Source organism: Streptomyces sp. NPDC110618, from assembly GCF_055657065.1.
The window spans coordinates 428,934-445,432 of the sequence record NZ_JBVKBN010000005.1; the positions used below are offsets into that span (position 1 = coordinate 428,934).

At 70.6% G+C, this 16,499-nt stretch carries 18 protein-coding genes; 11 read left to right on the top strand and 7 right to left on the bottom strand.

The genetic code is table 11. The features are described from left to right. The first annotated feature begins 122 nt into the window (after positions 1-122). The 3 genes from ACZ7L7_RS13070 to moaA all read left to right on the top strand — a co-directional run bounded on the left by ACZ7L7_RS13070 (position 123) and on the right by moaA (position 3,238). Positions 123-479 (top strand): DUF485 domain-containing protein, encoded by a 357-nt coding sequence (locus tag ACZ7L7_RS13070; RefSeq protein WP_285515512.1) that lies wholly within the window; start codon positions 123-125, stop codon positions 477-479. Further along, positions 476-2,098: a solute symporter family protein gene (locus ACZ7L7_RS13075; RefSeq protein WP_285515513.1), complete on the top strand. Its 1,623-nt coding sequence runs from the start codon at positions 476-478 to the stop codon at positions 2,096-2,098. Before ACZ7L7_RS13070 ends, ACZ7L7_RS13075 begins: the two co-directional genes overlap by 4 nt. 150 nt (positions 2,099-2,248) lie before the next feature. After that, positions 2,249-3,238 carry a GTP 3',8-cyclase MoaA gene (moaA, locus tag ACZ7L7_RS13080; RefSeq protein ID WP_471428406.1) on the top strand — a complete coding sequence of 330 codons (990 nt, stop codon included), beginning with the start codon at positions 2,249-2,251 and terminating at the stop codon, positions 3,236-3,238. Between the two features lie 23 nt (positions 3,239-3,261). Here the strand turns inward: moaA and ACZ7L7_RS13085 are convergent, their stop codons facing one another. Together ACZ7L7_RS13085 and ACZ7L7_RS13090 are read right to left on the bottom strand one after the other, a co-directional pair. Next, complete coding sequence (locus ACZ7L7_RS13085) at positions 3,262-3,480, bottom strand: hypothetical protein (protein WP_093724093.1); 219 nt, start codon at positions 3,478-3,480, stop codon at positions 3,262-3,264. A gap of 223 nt (positions 3,481-3,703) precedes the next feature. Beyond that, entirely contained in the window at positions 3,704-4,099 is a 396-nt protein-coding gene (locus ACZ7L7_RS13090) for a DUF3099 domain-containing protein (RefSeq protein ID WP_285515514.1), read from the bottom strand. Between the two features lie 246 nt (positions 4,100-4,345). On the opposite strand from ACZ7L7_RS13090, the gene ACZ7L7_RS13095 reads away from it, so the two are divergent. Further along, a complete protein-coding gene (locus ACZ7L7_RS13095; RefSeq protein WP_285515515.1) occupies positions 4,346-4,624 on the top strand; it encodes a GlsB/YeaQ/YmgE family stress response membrane protein in 279 nt (92 codons plus the stop codon). A 67-nt stretch (positions 4,625-4,691) separates the two neighbouring features. Here the strand turns inward: ACZ7L7_RS13095 and tyrS are convergent, their stop codons facing one another. The 3 genes from tyrS to ACZ7L7_RS13110 are packed head-to-tail and all read right to left on the bottom strand — an operon-like array spanning position 4,692 to position 8,903. Further along, positions 4,692-5,957, bottom strand: a complete 1,266-nt coding sequence (tyrS, locus tag ACZ7L7_RS13100; protein WP_285515516.1) for a tyrosine--tRNA ligase — start codon at positions 5,955-5,957, stop codon at positions 4,692-4,694. Positions 5,958-6,000: 43 nt separating this feature from the next. Further along, positions 6,001-7,383, bottom strand: coding sequence for a TldD/PmbA family protein (locus ACZ7L7_RS13105; RefSeq protein WP_453601213.1), 1,383 nt, complete (start codon positions 7,381-7,383; stop codon positions 6,001-6,003). After that, positions 7,380-8,903, bottom strand: a complete 1,524-nt coding sequence (locus ACZ7L7_RS13110) for a TldD/PmbA family protein (RefSeq protein ID WP_285515518.1) — start codon at positions 8,901-8,903, stop codon at positions 7,380-7,382. Before ACZ7L7_RS13110 ends, ACZ7L7_RS13105 begins: the two co-directional genes overlap by 4 nt. A 243-nt stretch (positions 8,904-9,146) precedes the next feature. Here ACZ7L7_RS13110 and fabG point away from each other — a divergent pair, with 243 nt between their 5' ends. The 3 genes from fabG to ACZ7L7_RS13125 all read left to right on the top strand — a co-directional run bounded on the left by fabG (position 9,147) and on the right by ACZ7L7_RS13125 (position 11,128). Beyond that, on the top strand, positions 9,147-9,851 hold the full coding sequence (gene fabG, locus ACZ7L7_RS13115; RefSeq protein WP_285515519.1) for a 3-oxoacyl-[acyl-carrier-protein] reductase: 705 nt from the start codon (positions 9,147-9,149) through the stop codon (positions 9,849-9,851). Between the two features lie 4 nt (positions 9,852-9,855). After that, complete coding sequence (gene fabI / locus ACZ7L7_RS13120) at positions 9,856-10,623, top strand: enoyl-ACP reductase FabI (protein ID WP_093724086.1); 768 nt, start codon at positions 9,856-9,858, stop codon at positions 10,621-10,623. A gap of 178 nt (positions 10,624-10,801) precedes the next feature. Beyond that, on the top strand, positions 10,802-11,128 hold the full coding sequence (locus ACZ7L7_RS13125; RefSeq protein ID WP_285515520.1) for a hypothetical protein: 327 nt from the start codon (positions 10,802-10,804) through the stop codon (positions 11,126-11,128). A gap of 66 nt (positions 11,129-11,194) precedes the next feature. Here the strand turns inward: ACZ7L7_RS13125 and ACZ7L7_RS13130 are convergent, their stop codons facing one another. Continuing rightward, entirely contained in the window at positions 11,195-11,875 is a 681-nt protein-coding gene (locus ACZ7L7_RS13130) for a FadR/GntR family transcriptional regulator (RefSeq protein ID WP_285515521.1), read from the bottom strand. Between the two features lie 82 nt (positions 11,876-11,957). Here ACZ7L7_RS13130 and ACZ7L7_RS13135 point away from each other — a divergent pair, with 82 nt between their 5' ends. From ACZ7L7_RS13135 to ACZ7L7_RS13150, 4 genes are all read left to right on the top strand, one after another. Beyond that, the gene (locus ACZ7L7_RS13135) at positions 11,958-13,292 is read left to right on the top strand and encodes a CynX/NimT family MFS transporter (RefSeq protein ID WP_453601224.1); all 1,335 of its coding nucleotides are present in this window, start codon (positions 11,958-11,960) and stop codon (positions 13,290-13,292) included. 76 nt (positions 13,293-13,368) lie between these two features. Then, positions 13,369-13,485, top strand: a complete 117-nt coding sequence (locus ACZ7L7_RS13140) for an SGM_5486 family transporter-associated protein (RefSeq protein ID WP_471428411.1) — start codon at positions 13,369-13,371, stop codon at positions 13,483-13,485. Positions 13,486-13,750: 265 nt separating this feature from the next. Then, entirely contained in the window at positions 13,751-13,957 is a 207-nt protein-coding gene (locus tag ACZ7L7_RS13145) for a hypothetical protein (protein ID WP_285515523.1), read from the top strand. A gap of 65 nt (positions 13,958-14,022) precedes the next feature. Continuing rightward, complete coding sequence (locus ACZ7L7_RS13150) at positions 14,023-14,541, top strand: SixA phosphatase family protein (protein ID WP_285515524.1); 519 nt, start codon at positions 14,023-14,025, stop codon at positions 14,539-14,541. Positions 14,542-14,639: 98 nt separating this feature from the next. Here the strand turns inward: ACZ7L7_RS13150 and serB are convergent, their stop codons facing one another. Further along, a complete protein-coding gene (gene serB / locus ACZ7L7_RS13155; protein ID WP_453601231.1) occupies positions 14,640-15,848 on the bottom strand; it encodes a phosphoserine phosphatase SerB in 1,209 nt (402 codons plus the stop codon). Between the last annotated feature and the right edge of the window lie 651 nt (positions 15,849-16,499).

The window sequence follows — 16,499 nt, forward strand, 5'->3', positions numbered from 1 at the left end:
ACGATCGATCCCCCCATCAATGCGAGGTCTGCCCCGATATGTCCGCCGTGCCGAACCCATCTCCGAACCCCGAACCGTCCCCGTCCACTGTCGTCACCACACCCGCAACGCGAGGAGAGTCCGTGGCCACCGATGCACCGCCCCCCGCGACAGAACAACACCGGCTTCCCACCACCGAGGAGTTCACCGAGGTGCAGGACAGCGCGGAGTTCGGTGAACTGCGCCGCTCCTACCGCTCCTTCGCCTTCCCGCTCACCGTCGGCTTCATCGTCTGGTACCTGCTCTACGTGATGCTGTCGATCTACGCCGGCGGCTTCATGGGCATCGAGCTGTTCGGCAACATCAACATGGCCCTCGCCCTGGGCATCGCCCAGTTCCTCACCACGTTCCTCATCGCCTGGTGGTACGCGCGGCACGCCGCCGCCAAGCTCGACCCCAAGGCCGAGGCGATCAAGTCCCGGATGGAGGGCGGCGCATGAGCCCCGCACACACGATCCTCGCGGCCGACGCGGCGAGCGAGCACCGCACGCTGATCATCAGCCTCTTCGCCGTCTTCGTCCTCGCGACCCTGGTCATCACCGTGTGGGCGGGCCGCCAGACCAAGAACGCGGCCGACTTCTACGCGGGCGGCCGCCAGTTCACCGGCTTCCAGAACGGTCTCGCCGTCTCCGGCGACTACATGTCCGCCGCGTCCTTCCTCGGCATCGCGGGCGCCATCGCCCTGTTCGGCTACGACGGTTTCCTCTACTCCATCGGCTTCCTGGTCGCCTGGCTCGTCGCCCTGCTGCTGGTCGCCGAGCCGCTGCGCAACTCCGGCCGCTACACGATGGGCGACGTCCTCGCCTACCGGATGCGCCAGCGCCCGGTCCGCACGGCGGCCGGTACCTCCACGATCGTCGTGTCGATCTTCTACCTGCTGGCCCAGATGGCGGGCGCCGGTGTCCTGGTCTCGCTGCTGCTCGGCATCTCCAGCGACGCCGGGAAGGTCGGCATCGTCGCCCTGGTCGGCGTCCTGATGATCATGTACGTCAGCATCGGCGGCATGAAGGGCACGACCTGGGTGCAGATGGTCAAGGCCGTGCTGCTGATGACCGGCGCCCTGCTGCTGACCTTCCTGGTCCTGCTGAAGTTCGACTTCAACATCTCCGACCTGCTCGGCTCCGCTGCCGACCAGAGTGGCAAGGGCGCCGCCTTCCTGGAGCCCGGTCTGAAGTACGGCGTCAGCGGCACCACCAAGCTGGACTTCATCTCGCTCGGCATCGCCCTGATCCTGGGCACCGCCGGTCTGCCGCACATCCTGATCCGCTTCTACACCGTGCCCACCGCCAAGGCCGCCCGTAAGTCCGTGATCTGGGCGATCGGCCTGATCGGCGCCTTCTACCTGATGACGCTGGCCCTCGGCTTCGGCGCCGCCGCGCTCATCACCCCGGAGGAGATCACCGGCTCCAACAAGGCCGGAAACACCGCGGCCCCGCTGCTCGCACTGCATCTGGGCGGCGTGGAATCCAGCTGGGGCGCCATCCTGCTGGCCACCATCTCAGCGGTCGCCTTCGCGACGATCCTCGCCGTGGTCGCCGGTCTGACCCTGGCGTCCTCCTCGTCCTTCGCGCACGACATCTACGCCAACGTCATCAAGAAGGGCCAGGCCAGCGAGCAGGAGGAGGTCCGCGCCGCCCGCTGGGCGACCGTCGGCATCGGCATCGTCTCCATCGCGCTCGGCGCCCTGGCCCGCGACCTGAACGTGGCCGGTCTGGTCGCGCTCGCCTTCGCGGTCGCCGCCTCCGCCAACCTGCCGACGATCCTCTACAGCCTCTTCTGGAAGCGCTTCACCACCCAGGGAGCCCTGTGGTCGATCTACGGCGGTCTGACCGCCGCCGTCGGCCTGGTGCTGTTCTCGCCGGTCGTCTCCGGCAAGCCCAGCTCGATGTTCCCCGACGTCGACTTCCACTGGTTCCCGCTGGAGAACCCCGGCATCATCTCGATCCCGGTCGGCTTCCTGCTGGGCATCATCGGCACCTACCTCTCCAAGGAGGAGCCGGACAAGGGCAAGTACGCCGAGCTGGAGGTCCGGTCCCTGACCGGCACCGGTGCCCACTGAGCCTGAGCGCACCCCCGAGCGGCCGCGTCGTAGGTCCCTACGACGCGGCCGTGCCGTTCCTGGTGGGATCGGGCACTGTCGTTGTCAGTGCGGTCACGTAGGCTCGCAGGTGACGGAAGACGAGTGCTCCACCACGAGGGAGGGGGCCACGTGCTCATCGACACCTACGGCCGGGTGGCCACCGACCTGCGCGTCTCGCTCACGGACCGGTGCAACCTGCGGTGCACGTACTGCATGCCCGAGGAGGGCCTGCAGTGGCTGGCCAAGCCCGACCTCCTCACGGACGACGAGATCGTCCGCCTGATAGACATCGCGGTCACCACCCTCGGGATCACCGAAGTCCGCTTCACCGGCGGCGAGCCCCTGCTCCGTCCCGGCCTGGTCGGCATCGTCGAGCGCGTCGCCGCCCTCACTCCCCGCCCCCAGATGTCCCTGACCACTAACGGCATCGGTCTCAAACGCACCGCGCCCGCCCTGAAGGCCGCGGGCCTGGACCGGGTCAACGTCTCCCTGGACACCCTGCGCCCGGACGTCTTCAAGGCCCTCACCCGCCGTGACCGCCACAAGGACGTCATCGAGGGCCTGGAAGCGGCCCGCGACGCCGGCCTCACCCCGGTCAAGGTCAACTCCGTGCTGATGCCGGGCCTCAACGAGGACGAGGCCCCCGACCTGCTCTCCTGGGCCGTCGAGCACGACTACGAACTGCGCTTCATCGAGCAGATGCCGCTCGACGCCCAGCACGGCTGGAAGCGCGACGGCATGATCACGGCCGGGGACATCCTGGCCTCCCTGCGCACCCGCTTCGAGCTGACCCCCGAGGGCTCCGAGGAGCGCGGCTCGGCACCCGCCGAGCGCTGGCTGGTGGACGGCGGACCGCACCGCGTCGGCGTCATCGCCTCCGTCACCCGGCCGTTCTGCTCCGCCTGCGACCGCACCCGGCTCACCGCCGACGGCCAGGTCCGCACCTGTCTGTTCGCCCGCGAGGAGACCGACCTGCGGGCCGCCCTGCGCTCTGGCGCCCCCGACGAGGAGATCGCCCGCATCTGGCGGCTGGCCATGTGGGGCAAGAAGGCCGGAGCGGGCCTGGACGACCCGAGCTTCGTCCAGCCGGACCGCCCGATGTCCGCGATCGGCGGCTGAAAACCTACGGTCCAACCTCCCGGCTACGATGCGGTCGGTTCCTCCCAGTCCGCGAATTTCACGACGTCCTTGAGGAACCCCCGTACGCCCAGGAACTGGGAGAGATGCTCCCGGTGCTCCTCGCAGGCGAGCCAGGTCTTGCGCCGCTCCGGCGTATGGATTTTGGGGTTGTTCCAGGCCAGCACCCACTCGGCGGCGGCCCGGCAGCCCTTGGCGGAACAGATCGGCGTCTCGTCACTCACGGATTCGTCTCACTAAGGTCCACAAAAGGCGACGCCGAGCAGCCACGGGGGGAGCTGCCCGGCGTCGGTCCGTCGCTCCGACGGGGGATGCGGAGCGCCTACGAAGTATGTCATGGGTCACCCGCCGCCCGGCACCGGAACAACACTATTGATCTGAGCTTTTCTTGAGCTTGGTTGCGGAGGATGATTCCGCTTCCGGGTCACCGCTCGCCCGACGCCAAGGTCATTTCCGGTCATGTGTTTCGCCGCCCGCATCCGGTGCCGGACCGGGGGCGACGTCTTCCGGGACGGATTCCGCGAAGGGCCCGTCCACCGTCGGTCCGGAGAGCATCGGAGGGGCCGGCGCGGTGACGAACGTGGAGGGGAGCGACGGGGCGTTCTCCCGCCCGGCGTTGGCGATCACCACCGCGATGTACGGCAGGATCGCGCCGAGCACCAACGCCACCACGGCCACGTGCCGTTCGACGTTCCACAGGGTCGCGGCGAGGATCACCGACAGCGTACGGACCGACATGGAGATGATGTAGCGGCGCTGCCGCCCGCGCACGTCCTCCTGGAGGCCCGCCCGGGCTCCGGTGATCCGGAACACCTGGGCATTGCCGCCGTGCAGCTTCCGCATCAGATTCCACCATCCGCCCGCATCGGACTCTCCCCTGCCCGCACCCGATCCGTCCCGGCCCGGGGGAGCCGGTCACGGACACCCTCCACGTTACGCCCGGCCTGCGCCCCCTACGAGACCGGGGCACCTCCCACCGGGGTGACCGTGCTCGGCCGTCCCGCGTACGGCCGCCCCCGACATGCGACGTAGGGAAACCGCGTCGAGACTGGGCGTAATGCTCACGTCGAGCCGTACAAGGAGGCAGCCATGGGCTGGTTGTGGGCGATCATCGTGGGATTCGTGCTCGGTCTCATCGCCAAGGCGATCCTGCCGGGCAAGCAGCACAGTCCCCTCTGGCTGACCACCATCTTCGGCATGCTCGGCGCCATCGTCGGCAACGCCATCGCACGCGCCGCCGGTGTCGAGGAGACCTCCGGCATCGACTGGAGCCGGCACATCTTCCAGCTCATCGCGGCGATCATCATCGTGGCCGTAGGCGACATGGCCTACATGGCCACCCTGGGCAAGCGGAAACAGCAGACCTGAGCGCCCGTACGACGAAGGGGGCGGCCCTCCGGGTGGAGAGCCGCCCCCTTCGGCGCGCTTGCCCGTGTCAGCCGGTGACCTCGACCGCCGCCAGGTTCTTCTTGCCCCGGCGCAGCACCAGCCAGCGGCCGTGCAGCAGATCCTCCGCGGACGGGACGTGGTCCTCGGCGGTCACCTTCACGTTGTTCACGTAGGCCCCGCCCTCCTTCACCGTCCGCCGCGCCGCCGACTTGCTCGGCACCAGCTCGACCTCGGCGAACAGATCCACGACCGGCGCCAGCTCGGCGACCTTGGCGTGCGGCACCTCGGACAGCGCCGCGGCCAGGGTGTCCGCGTCCAGCTCGGCCAGCTCGCCCTGACCGAACAGCGCCTTGGACGCGGCGATCACGGCGGCCGTCTGGTCGGCACCGTGCACCAGCGTCGTCAGCTCCTCGGCCAGCGCCCGCTGCGCGGCCCGCGCCTGCGGCCGCTCCTGGGTCTGCTTCTCCAGCTCCTCAAGCTCCTCGCGGGACTTGAAGGACAGGATCCGCATGTAGGTCGAGATGTCCCGGTCGTCCGCGTTCAGCCAGAACTGGTAGAACGCGTACGGCGTCGTCATCTCCGGGTCCAGCCAGACGGCGCCGCCCTCGGTCTTGCCGAACTTGGTGCCGTCCGCCTTGGTCATCAGCGGGGTGGCCAGCGCGTGCACCTGGGCGTGCGGCTCCAGCCGGTGGATCAGGTCCAGACCCGCCGTGAGGTTGCCCCACTGGTCGCTGCCGCCCTGCTGGAGCGTGCAGCCGTGCCGCCGGTACAGCTCCAGGAAGTCCATGCCCTGCAGCAGCTGGTAGCTGAACTCCGTGTAGCTGATGCCCTCTTCGGACTGCAGGCGGCGGGCGACCGAGTCCTTGGTGAGCATCTTGTTGACGCGGAAGTGCTTGCCGATGTCCCGCAGGAACTCGATGGCCGACATGCCGGCCGTCCAGTCCAGGTTGTTCACCATCACCGCGGCGTTCGGGCCCTCGAAGGACAGGAACGGCTCGATCTGCGCGCGCAGCCGGTTCACCCAGTTCGCGACCGTCTCCGGGTCGTTCAGCGTGCGCTCGGCGGTCGGGCGGGGGTCACCGATCTGGCCGGTGGCCCCGCCGACCAGGGCGATCGGGCGCAGCCCGGCCTGCTGGAGCCGGCGCATGGTGAGGACCTGCACCAGGTGACCGACGTGCAGGCTGGCCGCGGTCGGGTCGAAACCGCAATAGAACGTGACGGGACCGTCCGCGAGCGCCTTGCGCAAAGCGTCCTCGTCAGTGGACAGGGCGATCACGCCACGCCACTTCAGCTCGTCGACGATGTCCGTCACGATTCTCGTATCTCCTTGGGAGTGCTCCGGGTCAGGTACGAGGTTATACGCCCTGACTGACCGAGCTCATATTGAAGTCCGGCACCCTCAGCGCCGGCATGGCAGCCCTAGTGAACCAGTCGCTCCACTCCCTCGGCAGCGTCTTTTCCGTGCGCCCGGCCTCGGTGGCCCGGCCCAGCAGGTCCACCGGCGACTCGTTGAACCGGAAGTTGTTCACCTCGCCGGTCACCTCGCCGTTCTCCACCAGGTACACCCCGTCCCGGGTCAGACCGGTCAGCAGCAGCGTCGCCGGGTCCACCTCGCGGATGTACCACAGGCAGGTCAGCAGCAGCCCGCGCTCGGTGTCCGCGACCATCTCGTCCAGCGAGCGGTCGCCGCCGCCGTCCAGCACCAGGTTGTCGATGCCGGGCGCCACCGGCAGGCCGGTCAGACCGGCGCTGTGCCTGCTGGTCAGCAGGTGCCGCAGCTCGCCCTCGCGGATCCACTCGGTGGCCGTCAGCGGCAGACCGTTGTCGAAGACGGAGGCGTCGCCCCCCGAGGAGTGCGCCAGCACGAACGGCGCCGACTCCAGACCCGGCTCGTTCGGATCGCTGCGCAGGGTCAGCGGCAGCTCGGACAGCCGGTCGCCGATCCGGGTGCCGCCGCCCGGCTTGGAGAACACCGTGCGGCCCTCGGCCGCGTCCCGGCCCGAGGCCGACCACATCTGGTAGATCAGCAGGTCCGCCACGGCGGTCGGCGGCAGCAGCGTCTCGTACCGTCCGGCGGGCAGCGCCACCTTCCGCTCGGCCCAGCCGAGGCGCACGGCCAGTTCGGCGTCCAGGGCCGCCGGGTCGACGTCCTTGAAGTCCCGCGTGGAACGCCCGGCCCAGGCCGAGCGCGTACGGTCCGGGGACTTGGCGTTCAGCTCCAGCGTTCCGTTCGGCTGGTCGTGGCGCAGCCGCAGACCCGTGGACGTACCGACGTAGGACGAGACCAGCTCGTGGTTGGCGAACCCGTACAGCTCCCGTCCGCCCGCACGCGCGCGTGCGAACGCCTCGCCCAGCGCCGGGGCGAAGTCGGCGAACACCGCGGAGGACGTCTCGGCCGGGGCGTCGGTGAAGTCCGGCGACGCCGGTACGCCCGTCACCAGCGGCTGCGCGTCCTCGGCGGGCCCGGCACCGCGCGCGGCCGCCTCGGCGGCCCGCACCAGGGGCTCCAGCTCGTCCTCGGTCACCGCGGAACGCGACACCACACCGGAGGCGGTGCCCTCCTTGCCGTCCACGGTGGCGATGACGGTGAGCGTGCGCCCGCGCGTGACGCCGTTCGTGGTCAGGGCGTTGCCCGCCCAGCGCAGGTTGGCGGTGGACCGCTCGTCGGCGATGACGACACAGCCGTCCGCACGGGACAGCTCAAGGGCCCGCTCGACGATCTCGTACGGCTTGCTCATCGACCGGCCTCCTGGGTCGTGTTAAGGATGTTGACGCTGCGGAACAGGGCGGACGGGCAGCCGTGCGAGACCGCCGCGACCTGGCCCGGCTGGGCCTTGCCGCAGTTGAAGGCGCCGCCCAGGACGTACGTCTGCGGGCCGCCGACGGCCGCCATGGAGCCCCAGAAGTCGGTGGTGGTCGCCTGGTAGGCGACGTCCCGCAGCTGCCCGGCGAGCCGGCCGTTCTCGATCCGGAAGAACCGCTGACCGGTGAACTGGAAGTTGTAGCGCTGCATGTCGATCGACCAGGAGCGGTCCCCGACGACATAGATCCCGCGCTCGACGCCCCCGATGAGGTCCTCCGTGGACATCCCGGCCGGGTCCGGCTGGAGGGAGACGTTCGCCATCCGCTGCACCGGCACGTGCTCGGGGGAGTCGGCGAACGCGCAGCCGTTGGAGCGCTCGAAGCCGGTCAGGCGGGCGATCCGCCGGTCCAGCTGGTAGCCCACCAGCGTGCCGTCCTTCACCAGGTCCCAGGTCTGCGCCTCGACGCCCTCGTCGTCGTAGCCGATGGTCGCCAGGCCGTGCTCGGCGGTGCGGTCACCGGTGACGTTCATCAGCTCGGAGCCGTACCTGAGCTTGCCGAGCTGGTCGAAGGTGGCGAAGGAGGTGCCCGCGTAGGCGGCCTCGTAGCCGAGCGCCCGGTCCAGTTCGGTGGCGTGCCCGATGGACTCGTGGATCGTCAGCCACAGGTTGGAGGGGTCGACGACCAGGTCGTACACGCCCGCCTCGACGCTCGGCGCGCGCATCTTCTCGGCGAGCAGTTCCGGGATCTGCGCAAGCTCCTCGTCCCAGTCCCAGCCGGTGCCCGTCAGGTACTCCCAGCCCCGGCCGACCGGCGGCGCGATGGTGCGCATGGAGTCGAACTCACCCGTGGACTCGTCCACCGACACCGCCGTCAGCTGCGGGTGCAGCCGGACGCGCTGCTGGGTGGTGACGGTGCCCGCGGTGTCCGCGTAGAACTTGTTCTCGTGGACGGTGAGCAGCGAGGCGTCCACATGGTTCACCCCGTCCGCCGCCAGCAGCCGCGCGCTCCAGTCCGCCAGCAGCGCCGACTTCTCCTCGTCGGGCACGGTGAACGGATCGATCTCGTACGAGGACACCCAGGTCTTCTCCGCGTGCACCGGCTCGTCGGCCAGCTCCACCCGTTCGTCGGACCCCGCAGCCCGGATGACCTGCGCGGACAGCTTCGCCATCGCCACGGCCTGCGAGGCGACCCTGGCCGCCGCGTCCATGGTCAGATCGACGCCCGAGGCGAAACCCCAGGTGCCGCCGTGCACGACCCGCACCGCGTACCCGAGGTCGGTGGTGTCCGACGAACCGGACGGCTTGGCGTCACGCAGCCGCCAGGAGGCGCTGCGCACCCGCTCGAACCGGAAATCCGCGTGCTCCGCGCCGAGGGCACGCGCGCGTGCCAGGGCGGCGTCGGCCAGCGCGCGCAGTGGGAGTGCCGTGAAGGACTCGTCGATGGTATGAGGCACCTGGATCTCTTCCTGTCGCCGTTACCGTGGTCGCTCCGATCATGTCGCGGGGGGCGGGCCGGGGACCACACGTTTGCGCGCCGTGCCCGGAGCTGTTCTGTAGGGACCCGACAGTGACTCCCGCGAGCCACTGTCGGTGCCCGCTTCTCCGCGGGCACGCCCGGCCCGATAGGTTTTCGGTGAAGCCGCCTGTCATCCAGGTGTTCGGGCGGGTGTTCAGACCGCTATCGAAAGGGTGATCCGTTGAGCCGCTCGGTTCTCGTCACCGGAGGCAACCGGGGCATCGGCCTCGCCATCGCCCGCGCATTCGCCGACGCCGGCGACAAGGTCGCCATCACATACCGCTCGGGAGAGCCGCCGGCCGGTTTCCTCGCCGTCAAGTGCGACATCACCGACACCGAACAGGTGGAGCAGGCATACAAAGAGATCGAGGCCCAGCACGGCCCGGTCGAGGTCCTCGTCGCCAACGCCGGCGTCACCAAGGACCAGCTCCTGATGCGCATGACCGAGGAGGACTTCACCTCAGTCGTCGACACCAACCTCACCGGCACCTTCCGGGTGGTCAAGCGCGCCAACCGCGGCATGCTGCGCGCCAAGAAGGGCCGCGTCGTGCTGATCTCCTCGGTGGTCGGGCTCGCGGGCTCCGCGGGGCAGGCCAACTACGCCGCCTCCAAGGCCGCCATGGTCGGCTTCGCGCGCTCCCTCGCCCGTGAGCTGGGGTCGCGCAACATCACCTTCAACGTCGTCGCGCCCGGCTTCGTCGACACCGACATGACCAAGGTGCTCACCGACGAGCAGCGCGCGGCCATCGTGTCGCAGGTCCCGCTCGGCCGTTACGCGCAGCCGGAGGAGATCGCCGCGACGGTGCGGTTCCTCGCCTCGGACGACGCCTCGTACATCACTGGAGCCGTCATTCCCGTTGACGGCGGACTGGGAATGGGTCACTGATCACATGAGCGGAATTCTTGAGGGCAAGCGCGTCCTGATCACCGGTGTGCTGATGGAGTCCTCCATCGCCTTCCACACCGCCAAGCTGGCCCAGGAGCAGGGCGCGGAGATCATCCTCACCGCCTTCCCGCGGCCCACGCTGACCGAGCGCATCGCCAAGAAGCTCCCCAAGCCCACCAAGGTCATCGAGCTGGACGTCACCAACGACGAGCACCTCGGCCGCCTCGCCGACATCGTCGGCGAGGAGCTGGGCGGCCTGGACGGCGTCGTGCACTCCATCGGCTTCGCGCCCCAGGACGCCCTCGGCGGCAACTTCCTGAACACCCCGTTCGAGTCGGTCGCCACCGCCATGCACGTCTCGGCGTACTCCCTGAAGTCGCTGACCATGGCCTGCCTGCCGCTGATGCAGAACGGCGGCGCGGTCGTCGGCCTCACCTTCGACGCCCAGTTCGCCTGGCCGCAGTACGACTGGATGGGCCCGGCCAAGGCGGCCCTGGAGGCCACCAACCGCTACCTGGCGCGTGACCTGGGCAAGCAGAACATCCGCTGCAACCTCATCTCCGCCGGTCCGATCGGCTCGATGGCCGCCAAGTCCATCCCGGGCTTCGCCGAGCTGGCCTCCGTGTGGGACAGCCGCTCCCCGCTGGAGTGGGACCTGAAGGACCCGGAGCCGGCCGGCCGCGGTGTCGTCGCCCTGCTGAGCGACTGGTTCCCGAAGACCACCGGCGAGATCGTCCACGTCGACGGCGGTCTGCACGCCATCGGCGCCTGACCTCGCATCACCCGAAAGGGCCCGTGTCCGCCGACGGACGCGGGCCCTTCGCGCGTCCCGCGCGCGTGTCCCCCGTTCGGCGTAACCGGCCGGGCGCGGAGCGGGCCGGTCCGGGCACCCTGGACACAGGCGTTCACCACGCCTTTTCCCTCCCCAGCACGGCCGAGGAGGTCCCCTTGTGCGTCTGCCCCGCAGCCTCGCCCCAGTGACCGTCGCCGTCGCTCTCACCCTGTGTCTGCCGTACGAGGCGACACCGCACGCGCGCGTGGCGGAGCCGTTCGGCTCCGAGTGCCGTACGCGCGTGCAGGGCTCCCACGTGGTCGCCCACTGCCACAACCCCTATGCCGACATGGACCGCGTCCGCCTGCACATCGAGTGCGCCCGGTGGTGGGACCTCGACACCGACAGCGCCCCCGTGGACACCGGACCGGCGGTGACCGTACGGCTCACCGGGCGGTGCTGGAAGGAGGTCCGCTCGGTGTGGGTGAGCCATCAGCGGGCGTGACCTTGTGCGTCGGCCGTCAGCCGTCAGCCGTCAGCCGTTGGCCGTCAGCGGGCGTGAACCGTCCCGTCAGCCCTTGAAGCTCCCCGGGCGGCACTGGAAGGGATAGCTCGCGGCCTCCTCGGCGGCCGTCGCCGCGTCGCCCGCGCGGATGGCGTCGACCAGCCGGGCGTGGTCCATGTACGTCTCCGGCGTCAGCTCCTCGCCCACGTCCTCGCGCAGCCAGTCCCGCAGCACCTCGCCCAGGTCCGCGTACATCGCCGTCATGGCCTGGTTGTGGGAGGCGGCCACCACCGCCATGTGGAAGGTGGCGTCGGCCGTCACGAACGCCTCCTTGTCGCCGGAGGCCCATGCCTCCTCCCGGCGGACCAGGAGCGCGTCGAGCTGTTTGAGGTCCTTCTCGGTGCGCCGTTCGGCGGCCAGCTTCGCGGCGCCCGACTCCAGCGTGGAGCGCAGTTCGGCGATGTGCCGGGGGTCGGCGTCGGCGAAGCGGCGGTGCATCACTCCGGCCAGCTCACTCGTGGCCACGACGTACGTGCCCGAGCCCTGGCGGATGTCCAGCAGGCCGTTGTGGGCGAGCGCGCGGACGGCCTCGCGGATCGTGTTGCGGGCCACGCCCAGCTGCTCGACCAGCTCCGGCTCGGTGGGGATGCGCGAGCCGACCGGCCACTCGCCGGAGGTGATCTGGTTCCGTAGCGCGGCGATGACCTGCTCGGACAGTGCCGCACGGCGTTGCGGGCTCAGGGGCATGGCACACCTTCGCACGGGACGGGCCGCCCGGCGAAGCCGGGGCATGGACAAGCATTCATCCCATGATTCTATGATGGGGTCCATGGCATGCGAAGAGACCACGACGGAGGCGACCCGGACGGCCGACGACACCCGCCCCGCGGCGGCACCCGCCCGGGCCACGACGGCCGACGGATCCCGCACGTCCGGCACGCGCGCGTGGCGGACGCGGCTGCTCGTCCTCGGCATCGTGCTGGCGGCGCTGAACCTGCGCCCCGCCATCACCAGCCTCGGCGCCCTCCTGGAAGAGGTCCGCACCGGCCTCGGCATGAGCGGCAGCGTCGCCGGGGTGCTCACCTCCGTGCCGCCGCTGTGCTTCGCCGTCTTCGGCGTCATGGCACCCCGGCTCGCCCGCCGCTTCGGCCCCGGCGCGGTCGTCTGCGCGGGCATGGCCGCCATCACCGCCGGGCTGCTGATCCGCCCCTACGCGGGCAGTACGCCCGCCTTCCTGGCCGCCACCGCCCTCGCCCTGATGGGCATCGCGGTCAGCAACGTGCTGATGCCGGTCATCGTCAAGCGCTGGTTCCCCGACCGCGTCGGCTCCATGACCGGCCTGTACTCGATGGCCCTGGCCCTCGGCACCTCGACCGCGGCGGCGGTCACCGTGCCGGTCACGGACGCGCTCGGCGGGAACTGGCAGACCGGGCTCGCGGTGTGGGCGGCCCTGGCCGCGGCGGCCGTACTGCCGTGGCTGCCCTTCGTACGGGACCGGCGGGCGGAGCCCTCCGAGCGGCCCGCGCGGGAGCGGGGGGAGCCGCGGGAGACGGGGCACGCGCGTGAGGCGGCGCCCGCGCTGCGGATCACCCGGAGCCGTACCGCCTGGGCGCTCGCCGTGTTCTTCGGGCTCCAGGCCACCGGCGCCTACATCGCCATGGGCTGGATGGCGCAGATCTTCCGGGACGCGGGCGTGCCCGCGGGCACCGCCGGAGTGCTGCTGGCCGTGACCATGGTGATGGGAGTGCCGCTCGCCTTCGTCATCCCGCGCGTGGCCACCCGCCTGCCCCGGCAGGGCCCCATCGTCCTCGTGCTCGGCGCCTGCGGCCTGATCGGCTACGCGGGCCTGTACTTCGCGCCCGCCGCCGGAGCCTGGGCCTGGGCGGTCCTGCTCGGCGTCTCCAACTGCGCCTTCCCGCTGGCCCTGACCATGGTCGGAATGCGGGCCAGGACCGGCGCCGGGGTCGCCCAGCTGTCCGCGTTCGCGCAGAGCACCGGGTATCTGATCTCCATCCCCGGCCCGCTCCTGGTGGGCGTGCTCTACCAGCACAGCGGCGGCTGGGGGCTGCCGATCGCCCTGATGACGGCGCTGATGATCCCGCAGATGGCGGTGGGGGTGCTGGCGGGGCGCGACCGGACGGTGGAGGAAGAGGCGGCGCGGTAGACGGCGCCTTCGGCGGGGCACGGGCAGCCGTCACCCCGGCGGGCCGCCCGGCGGCGCGGGGTGCGAGACTGGCTCCATGCCCGTGCTCGACCCGAACCCCCAGAACGGCCAGAAGAAGCTGCTGCTCGTCTTCGGCGCGTTCCTCACCATCTTCGTGATCATCGGCGTCATCGCGACGATCGCGTCGCCCTGACCGCCGTCTGCCGTTCACTGACAGCCGTCTGCCGTTCACTGACAGCCGTCTGCCGTTCACTGACAGCCGTCTGCCATCTGCCGACAGCGGCCTCCTGTCTGCCCACGTCCGGCCGATGGTGGGGCTAGCACCACCATCCCCTAGGGGGTGAGGCTCAGGGTCAACTGGGTGGATCACCGGATGGGTTGGGGCTCGCCGAGTCCGTACCTTCGAGTCATGGCCGCGATCGCGGACCACCGGCCCACTCGAAGACGCGGAGGCACCCATGTCGGCCCCTACGCACACCCCGCCTTCCTCGGCACCCCGGGGCGGCGTCGACATCCGGCTGCCGTGGTGGGCGTTCGCCCTGCCGGTGCTCGCCTTCGTCACCCTCCTGGTGCTGATACTGGAGCCGGGTGAGGCCCATGCCGCCGGGGCCGACCCGGCGATCACCGAGGTGCTGGAGCGCGTACAGCGGCTGATGGCGCGCTGAGCAGCCGTGCGGCCGCTGGTCAACTACCTGCGCCCCGTGGCCTGTTTCATGCGAAGCTGGGAGGCATGAGCGTCGCAGAACCCCGCAGGATTGTCCTCTTCCGGCATGCGAAAGCCGACTGGCCCCAGGTGTCCGACCATGAGCGGCCGCTCGCCGAACGGGGGCGCATGGACGCCGCTGTCGCCGGCCGCAGGATCGCCGACACCGGAATCTCCTTCGACCTGGCACTGTGTTCCACCGCGACCCGAACCCGAGAGACCTGGAAGCTCGCCGTCCACGAGTTTCCGCACCGGCCGAAAACCGTCTACGAGGAGCGGATCTACGAGGCCTCGCCCGGCGAGCTGATCGCCGTGCTCAACGAGACCCCCGACGACGTCCACGACCTCGTGCTGATCGGTCACAACCCCGGCATCCACGGCCTCACCGACATCCTCTCCGGCGAGTCCGAGAGCGACGCGCGGGAGCGGCTCAACCGCCGTGGCTTCCCCGCCGCCGCCTTCGCTCTGCTGACCCACGAGGGCTCCTGGAAGTCCCTGGAGCCCGGAGTGGCCAGGCTGGTCGACTACTGGGCTCCCTCGGAGTGACCCCCGCATGTGAAACGTGACAGCTCAAAGGGGCCCGGCGCGCTGCCGGGCCCCTTCTCCGTCCGCATTCACCGTGCACGTTCTCCGTGCGCGCGGGATCAGCTCTCGTCGTGGGTGTCCGCGGCCTCGACCTCTTCGCGGGTGACGCCCAGCAGATACAGGACCGTGTCGAGGAAGGGCACGTTCACCGCGGTGTGCGCGGCCTCCCGGACCACCGGCTTCGCGTTGAAGGCGACACCGAGACCGGCCGCGTTCAGCATGTCCAGGTCGTTGGCGCCGTCGCCGATCGCCACCGTCTGCGACAGCGGGACACCCGCCTCGGCGGCGAACCGGCGCAGCAGCCGCGCCTTGCCCGCGCGGTCCACGATCTCGCCGGTGACCCGGCCGGTGAGCCTGCCGTCGACGATCTCCAGGGTGTTGGCCTGGGCGAAGTCGAGCCCCAGCCGCTCCTGGAGGTCATCGGTGACCTGCGTGAACCCGCCCGAGACGACACCCACTTGATACCCGAGCCGCTTCAGCGTACGGATCAGGGTCCGCGCGCCCGGGGTCAGCCGGACCTCGCTGCGCACCTTGTCCACGACGGAGGCGTCCAGGCCCTTGAGGAGCGCCACGCGCGCGTGCAGCGACTGCTCGAAGTCCAGCTCCCCGCGCATCGCCGCGGTGGTCACCTCGGCGACCTTGTCCTCGCACCCGGCGTGCGCGGCGAACAGCTCGATGACTTCGTCCTGGATAAGCGTGGAGTCCACGTCCATGACGACCAGGCGCTGGGCCCGCCGGTGCAGACCGGCCGCGACGACCGCGACATCGACACCGAGCTTCGCGGCGTCCGTCACCAGCGCCGTGCGCAGGGGCTCGGTCTCCACACCGGAGACCGCGAACTCGACGGCGGTCACCGGGTACTTCGCAAGCCGGAAGATACGGTCGATGTTGGCGCCCGCGTTGGTGATCTTCGCGGCGATGGCGGCGGTGGCCTCCGCGGTGAGCGGATGCCCGAGCACCGTGACCAGCGAACGGCCGAGGCCGCGCGGACGGTTGTCGCCCAGGCCGGAGATGATCTCGGCCTGCATCTTCATCGACTCCGCCCAACTGTGGACGGTGGCCCGCAGATCCCCTTCCGTCCCGCGCGGCGGCTCGGTCACCAACGCGCACAGCACGATCCGGCCACGGGTGACGACCTGCTCGATGTCGACCACGTCGACGGAGTAGGCGGCAAGGGTGTCGAACAGCCCGGCCGTGATGCCCGGCCTGTCCTTCCCGAAGATCTTGACGAGAAGCGTGGGAACGTCAGAGGTCTGCAAAGCGCTCATGGTGCCTCCACCGTATCCGGCACCCCGTGCCTACCGCGCCCGCGGTCCGCCTGACGGACATCACCCCGGCGCACCTCGCCCCGTCCGAGGGCCGTATACGTGGCGCCTCAAGCCCCGGTGGCAGGAGCACGGGTCGTCTCGCAGCCGACGGGCGGGAGCAGCGGTGCGGCCCGTCCACCGGGGCCTGAGGGCGCGCGTGGCGCGCGGGAGACATCGGCCCTTCCGTCCGATGCCCGTTCGGCGAGCCGCGACCGCGCGGTCGGGAGGCGCGGTTGGCGGCGATGGGCGGGCGGGCGACGGCACTGGGTGCCGGCCCGGCGATGCAGCGTGCCGCACCGCCGGACCCCGGCCGAAGGTCCCGCCTGTGCGGTTACGGCCCTTTGTCCCCTCCGACGCGCCACGCCCCGACGACCCGCGGGCTGCCGCGATAACCGGGGCCCCCAGTGGGCAGGCCTTGCCGCGATCCCCTCCGGGATCTGCACTCCGTAGCCGCCGCCCCGCTCGCCCTTCCGGCGAGCCGGGGCCGGTGTCCGTAGCCCTGTGGGACGTCGCCGCCCGCACGGGCCGGGAGCCGTGCGTCCTGCCCTTCAGCCCGGCCCGCTGGGACCGAGTGGGCGGGCTTTGTCGTGGTCCGCTCCGGGGTCTGCGTTT